The organism is Nocardia amikacinitolerans NBRC 108937, from assembly GCF_001612615.1.
Taxonomy (GTDB): domain Bacteria; phylum Actinomycetota; class Actinomycetes; order Mycobacteriales; family Mycobacteriaceae; genus Nocardia; species Nocardia amikacinitolerans.
Genome location: NZ_BDAU01000071.1, coordinates 1 through 6,379 on the forward strand (window position 1 = coordinate 1; position 6,379 = coordinate 6,379).

6 protein-coding genes are annotated in these 6,379 nt (G+C 69.4%); 1 reads left to right on the forward strand and 5 read right to left on the reverse strand.

The window, feature by feature from the left end:
• Positions 1-315: 315 nt before the first annotated feature.
• From NAM01S_RS32420 to NAM01S_RS32430, 3 genes are all read right to left on the reverse strand, one after another.
• Positions 316-1,389, reverse strand: coding sequence for a DNA glycosylase AlkZ-like family protein (locus tag NAM01S_RS32420; RefSeq protein ID WP_067792931.1), 1,074 nt, complete (start codon positions 1,387-1,389; stop codon positions 316-318).
• A 24-nt stretch (positions 1,390-1,413) separates the two neighbouring features.
• Positions 1,414-1,827 (reverse strand): DUF7144 family membrane protein, encoded by a 414-nt coding sequence (locus NAM01S_RS32425; protein WP_067792934.1) that lies wholly within the window; start codon positions 1,825-1,827, stop codon positions 1,414-1,416.
• Between the two features lie 86 nt (positions 1,828-1,913).
• On the reverse strand, positions 1,914-3,413 hold the full coding sequence (locus tag NAM01S_RS32430) for a flavin-containing monooxygenase (protein ID WP_067792943.1): 1,500 nt from the start codon (positions 3,411-3,413) through the stop codon (positions 1,914-1,916).
• Positions 3,414-3,483: 70 nt separating this feature from the next.
• Here NAM01S_RS32430 and NAM01S_RS32435 point away from each other — a divergent pair, with 70 nt between their 5' ends.
• Positions 3,484-4,485, forward strand: a complete 1,002-nt coding sequence (locus tag NAM01S_RS32435; protein WP_067792946.1) for an AraC family transcriptional regulator — start codon at positions 3,484-3,486, stop codon at positions 4,483-4,485.
• Here the strand turns inward: NAM01S_RS32435 and NAM01S_RS32440 are convergent, their stop codons facing one another.
• Positions 4,486-5,202 (reverse strand): DUF5642 family protein, encoded by a 717-nt coding sequence (locus tag NAM01S_RS32440; protein WP_157108019.1) that lies wholly within the window; start codon positions 5,200-5,202, stop codon positions 4,486-4,488.
• Positions 5,203-5,250: 48 nt separating this feature from the next.
• On the reverse strand, positions 5,251-5,748 hold the full coding sequence (locus NAM01S_RS32445; protein WP_067792940.1) for an ATP-binding protein: 498 nt from the start codon (positions 5,746-5,748) through the stop codon (positions 5,251-5,253).
• Positions 5,749-6,379: the final 631 nt, after the last annotated feature.

The window sequence follows — 6,379 nt, forward strand, 5'->3', positions numbered from 1 at the left end:
TTGATAAGCAACCATTTGACTACCGTCGATTTCGGGTCGCATTTGGGCGCCCGACACTTCCGGCTCGCACTCCACCCGGCACTTCCGGCTCGCACTCCACCCGGCACTTCCGGCTCGCACTCCACCCGGCACTTCCGGCTCGCACTCCACCCGGCGCTTCCGGCTCGCATTCCGCCCGGCGCTTCCGGGTCGCATTCGGGGCCTGGCGATTTCGGGTCGAAGGTCAGGGTTGCGCCGGGATCTGATGATTGGCGTGCCGATCGGCGCAGTGGGTGAGCAACATGCTGCGACGCAAAGCCTTCGAGCGGCCGACGCCTACTCCCACTCGAACCGCAACCGCTCGTCCCCGGTCAACCCCACCGCATCTCCCTCCACCTCACCCCGCCTAGCGCGGCTCAGCTTGTCGAACGCACTCACCACCATCCGATGCTCCGCGCGCCGATAACGCCAAACCCCCACCACCTCCCCGTCGACCAGCACCGCCCCCGGCGCGGACAACGCCCGCCACACTTCCCTCCGCCGAGCACTGTCGGGAACGAGCAGAGCCCGATCGGCTTGCCGCAGATACGGATCCCCCGGCGGAACCAGCACGACACCCTCCGGCGCACCCGCCCCCAACACCGCGTCGACGAGCGATTCCGGCATCTCGTACCGCCGGTCGTCCACCTGCACCCGCACCAGCGTCCCCGCCACCTCGCGCCACACCTCGTCGACACCGACGCCGAGCCAATCGCGGAAGAGGGGGCGGGTGGTGGGGCCGTTCACCCGGAAGAACGTGCGCAGCAGGGCGAGGCGCGGCTGTTGGACGCCGACCGCGGGGTGATCCGGGGTCGGGTACAGCATGGTCGCGCGGTCCACCTCCGGGCCGAGCACGATCTGCGCGTGGCAGCCTGCCGCGCGGAACAGTCCGTCCGGCACGTGCGTCGCGCGGCAGCGGTCGCACCAGCGCGTCAGCCCGGATGACACGCGCCCGGTCACCGCGGTGCTGGCGGCGGATTTCGGGGTCGGCCGGGTGACGACCGCGCGCAGCGCCGCGGCGACCTCGGCGACGGCCTCGGCGTGCGCAGCGCCGCCCTCGTCGGAGGCGCGCGGCGCGAGCGCGTCGCGCAGCACGTCCAGCTGGGCGAGCCGGTGCGCGTGCGGTGCGCCGCGCAGAGTCCACCAGCTCACCAGCGGCCCGGCCGGATCGATGGCACGCGACAACGACGTCGACCCGATCCGGTCCGTGCGCTGACGCAGTGAGTACGCGGCGCCGCCGAAGCGGCCGTCCTGAAATCCGAGTAGCAGCAGGTCGTCGAGCAACCCGCCGTTGGTTCGCCCGTTCAGTCCGTGGCCGCGCCAGCGGTAACCGAGCCACTGCGCGCGGCCGACGGCGATCGCCTTGGCCATCGCCCCACCATAGAACCGCGACCGTCAGTACTCGTCGGTGCGCCAGGTCGACACCGCCCAGATCACCACGATGCTGAGGGCGATGATCAGGATGGACCAGTACGGGTAGTACGGCAGCGACGCGAAGTTCGCGATGATCGCGATCGCCGCGATGACGATCGCCGCGATCCTGCCCCAGGTGCTTCCAGTCATCAGTCCGATCGCGCAGATCACCAGAATGGCGCCGATTACGATGTGGATCCAGCCCCACGTCGAGATGTCGAACTGGTACACGTACTCGGGACCGACGACGAACAGTTCGTCGTCGACGACGGCCGAGATGCCCTCCAAGATCTGCAGAACGCCCACGGTCAGCAGCAGGATCGCGGCGCCGATGGAGGTGCCCGCCGCGATGCCCTGGCGAACCGGGTGCTGGGTTCCGGGTGTGGTCATCTGCATTCCCTTCCGCGAAGGAGAAACCTGGATGTCCATCCCAGCGGGTGCACCCGCGGAATACCTCACCCGTTTCGGGTGAGGATTCGCGATCAGCGCGCGGCGGCGAGCACCGGCACCCGGTCAGCGCGCGGCGTCGGCTTCAGCGTCTTGCTCAGGTTGGTGCGCAGGGTCGTCGCCGAATCCAGCAGATAGTTCTGCCGGACCTTCCACGGGTGCCGCTCGCCTTGGCGCGGGAACTCGTCGATGGAGCGCTGGATATAGCCGGAGGCCAGATCGAGCAGCGGATGCTCGGTCAGCACGTGATCCGGCTCGGGGACGACGGCCGCGTAGTCGTTGGCGTCCATGTGCCGCAGCACCTTGCAGACCAGCCGGGAGGTCAGGTCGGCGCGCAACGTCCACGAGGCATTGGTGTACCCGATGCAGACCGCGAAGTTGGGCACGCCGGTGAGCATCGCGCCCTGCCAGACGAACTGCTCGGACAGCCGCACCGGAACGCCGTCGACGTGCGGCGTGATGCCGCCGAAGGCGAGTAGCCGCAACCCGGTCGCCGTGACGATGATGTCGGCCGCCAGCACCTGTCCGGACTTCAGCCGGATGCCCTCGGGCACGAAACTGTCGATGTGGTCGGTGACGACCTCCGCCTTGCCCTTCTTCATCGCCTTGAAGAAGTCGGCGTCCGGCACCGCGCACAGCCGCTGGTCCCACGGGTTATAGCTGGGTGTGAAGTGCTCGGCGACGGCCTTCTCGTCTTTGAGGATGCGCGTGGTGAGACCGGTGAGCAGCCTGCGCGCCGACTCGGGACGACGGCGGCAGTACTGATAGAAGCCGATACTGAACAAGATGTTCTTGGTGCGGATCACCCGATGCGCCAGCCGAGGCGGCAGCAGTTCGCGGATCTTGTCGGCCTGCTTGTCGCGGCCGGGGACGGCGCTGATCCAGGTCGGGCTGCGTTGCAACATCGTCACCAGTTCGGCCTGCTCGGCCATCGAAGGCACCAGCGTCACCGCGGTGGCGCCGCTGCCGATCACCACGACCCGTTTGCCCGCGTAATCGAGGTCTTCCGGCCAGAACTGGGGGTGCACGATCCGCCCCGCGAAGCTGTCGGCGCCGGGGAACTCCGGGGCGTGGCCGCGCTCGTAGTCGTAGTAGCCCGCGCAGGCGTAGAGGAAGCCGCAGGTCAGGGTGCGCTCGACGGTGTTGCCCGCCGCGTCGCGCTCGGCGAGGGTGAGGGTCCACCGGGACTCGGCGCTCGACCAGTCGGCCGAGAGCACCTTGGTGCGGAAGCGGATGTGCCGGTCGATGCCGTTCTCGGCCGCCGTCTCCCGGATGTAGCGCAGGATCGAGGGCCCGTCGGCGATCGACTTCGCGTCGCGCCACGGCTTGAACGGGTAACCGAGGGTGAACATGTCCGAATCCGAGCGAATTCCCGGGTAGCGGAACAGATCCCAGGTACCGCCGAGCGCGTCGCGCGCCTCCAGCACGGCGTAGCTCTTGCCGGGGCATTCGGTCTGGAGCCGGTAGGCGGCGCCGATGCCCGAGAGGCCCGCGCCGACGATCACGACATCAAGATGGTCCTGCGCGACTGTCATGGCCTCCAGTGTGCGGATCCGAGCGGCCACGTTCTTGACTCCACGCGACAACTATTTGATCCTGGACGACATGTCCGTCATCCGGTCCGCAGGCTTGCGCGGCTTCCGCGCCACCGTCGCGGAACTGGGCGGCAATGCCGAGGAGTACGCCGCGGCGGTGGGCTTGCCCGCCGCCGCCCTGGACGCCGACGATCTACTCGTCTCCGACCAGGCCGTTGCGGCGGTCCTGGAGTTGGCCGCTCACTGTCTCGCCTGCCCCGACCTCGGGCTACGCATCGCCCACCGCCAGGACTTCGACATGCTCGGCCCGCTGGCGCTGGCGATCCGCAACTCCCCCACCCTCGCCGACGCGCTCGAATGCTCCTCGCGCTACCTGTTCGTGCACGCGCGCTCGCTGAGCCTGACTTTGGCCGACGACCCGTACGGCGACCGCGGCGTGATCGCGCTGCGCTACGGCGGCCCGCCGGATCTCCCCGCCCCGGTCCAGGGCACCGACCTCGGCCTCGGCTTCGTGCACCGCGCGATCCAGCGACTGGCCGAGGAGCGCTACGGCCTGCGTTCGGTCGAACTGCCCTATCACCCGCCCGCACCGCTGAGCGCCTACGAGGAGTTCTTCGGCGCACCGGTGCGCGTCGGCAGGCCCGCGGCGATCCTGCGAGTGCCGAGCGCCCTCGCCGACCGGCCGCTCTCCGGCGTCGACCAGAACCTGCACCGGCTGGCCATGGCCTTCCTCGCCGAGCAGGCCGCCGACGGCGGCGCGTCGATCGTGCCCAGGGTGCGTGCCGCGCTGCGTCAGCTGCTCGGCACGACACCGCCCGAAATCGGCTCGGTGGCAAGGCTTTTCACCATGCACCCGCGCACCCTGCAGCGCAGGTTGGCGGCCGAGGACACCACCTTCGCCGCCCTGCTCGACGACGTGCGCCGAGACGAAGCCCGCCGCTACCTCACCACCACCGACATGCCGATGGGCCAGATCGCCTCGCTCCTCGGCTTCGCCGAACAGGCGACCTTCACCCGATCGTGCCGTCGCTGGTGGGGGTGCACGCCGACCGCCCTGCGCCGGGCGGACTGACTACGCCGCCTTGCGCACCTTCTCCACGGCGTCGAGGAAGAACTTCTCGAACGCGGCCTCGTCCAGCGAGTCCTTCAGCGCGGCGACGCGCACCACGACGGTGGTGCCGCGCAGCACGGCCATGCCCTGGTAGGCGGTGGAAGTGAGCGGCTTGCCCGCGCCGACGGTCGAGGTGCTCACCGACTTGTAGACAATGGCCTCCGCGCCGTTCAGCCCCGCGGGCGCGTCCATGTTCTCCACCTTGACGACCGAGGTGATCTGCTTGCCCTCCACCGTGGAGGTCGCGCTCACCTCGCCGCACTTCTTGTTGCCGTCGGTGATCTTCGCCAGGTCGGCGGTGCGACCCGCGACGAACTCGACGAACATCAGCCCGGCCTTCTCGTCGGTTGCGCCCGCGACGGCCGCGTCGGCGAGCAGGTCCTTGGTCGCCGTGCCGAGGTCCTGCTGAGTGCTCGCGCACTCCGCCGGAGTGATTGTCGAACTCTGTTGCGTACCAGCGAGATCGGCGGCCGCCGTCTCCAGCCGGTCCTTGGGCAGATCGACTTTCTTTGTACCGGCAGGGAATTCGGATTCCGACAGCAGTAGCTGGTCGCGCGGAGTGGTCGGCGCGGCCGAATTCGACGCCGCGTCGTCGTTCCCGCCGCAACCGGCGAGCAGCAAGACGCCCGCCGAAATCCCCGCCAGCAGGCGTGCCCCTTGGTACCGCAGTGTGATCATGCCGGTCAGCATGCCAGTACCCGTCCCGCGCGGCAGCACCGGTCCGTGCTACGCGCGCGACGAACAGGCGGCCGGTTCCTTCGGCAACACGTGGGCCAGGACGATGTCGGCCACTCGCGGAACGGGCACCGTGGTCACCACCTCCAGGGTGGCGTCCTCCCGCAGCGCCGGTTCGACCGTTTCCAGATAGCCGAGCGCCTCGGCGAGTTCGGCCGGATCCTTGCCGTAGGAATTGGTCGTGCGAGTGGTCAGCCGGTGTTCCAAGACCTCCGCGGGTGCGCTGAGCAGCACGATGTGGTGGAAACGCGGATAGAACAGCGTCTGATTGCGGGTCGTGCCCTGGACGAACAGCGCGCCCGGTTGCGATTCCGGCGCCGAATCCAGCAGCGCCTCGATTCGGTCCGGCCGCCAGAGGGTTTCGCCGTCCACCGTGCGGTGGTATCCCCCGTAGTCGGTGTCGACGGTCCGATAGCCGCGCGCGGCCAGCTCACGCAGCAGCGAGGACTTGCCTACGCCCGACATTCCGGTGATCAGCACGCGCCGCACGAGAATCGACGGTATCCGTTCGGATCATCCGTCGTGGGTATTCCCGTCGGCGCGCCGCGGAGCGAAGGACCCAGACGCCCGGTGCGGACCAACCCAGCGGCCCAGCGCGAAGCGACCTGGCGACGTGGCGACGTGGCGACGTGGCGACGTGGCGACGTGGCGACGTGGCGACGTGGCGACGTGGCGACGTGGCGACGTGGCGACGTGGCGACGTGGCGCGAAACTATCCAGCGGCCCAACGCGAACCAACCCAGCGGCCCAACCCAGCGGCTCAGCGCCAAACGCCCCAGCGGCCCGGCGCGAATCGACCCAGCAACGCGGCTCTATTCATCCCGACGGCCCGGCGCGGAACAATCCGGCGGCGCGGCGCGAACCAACCCGGCGGCGCAACGCGAAACGACCCAGCGGCCCAGCACGAATCAACCCAGCGGCGCGACGTGAACCAACCCAGCGGCGCGACGCGAAACGACCTAGCGGCCCAGCGCCAAACGACCCAGCGGCCCAGCGCGAACCAACCCCGCGGCCCAGCGCCAAACGACCAAGCGGCCCAGGGCGAAACGACCCGGCGATGCGGAGCGAAACATCCCAACGGCCCGGCGCGAACCAACCCAGCTGCGCGACGCGAAACGAC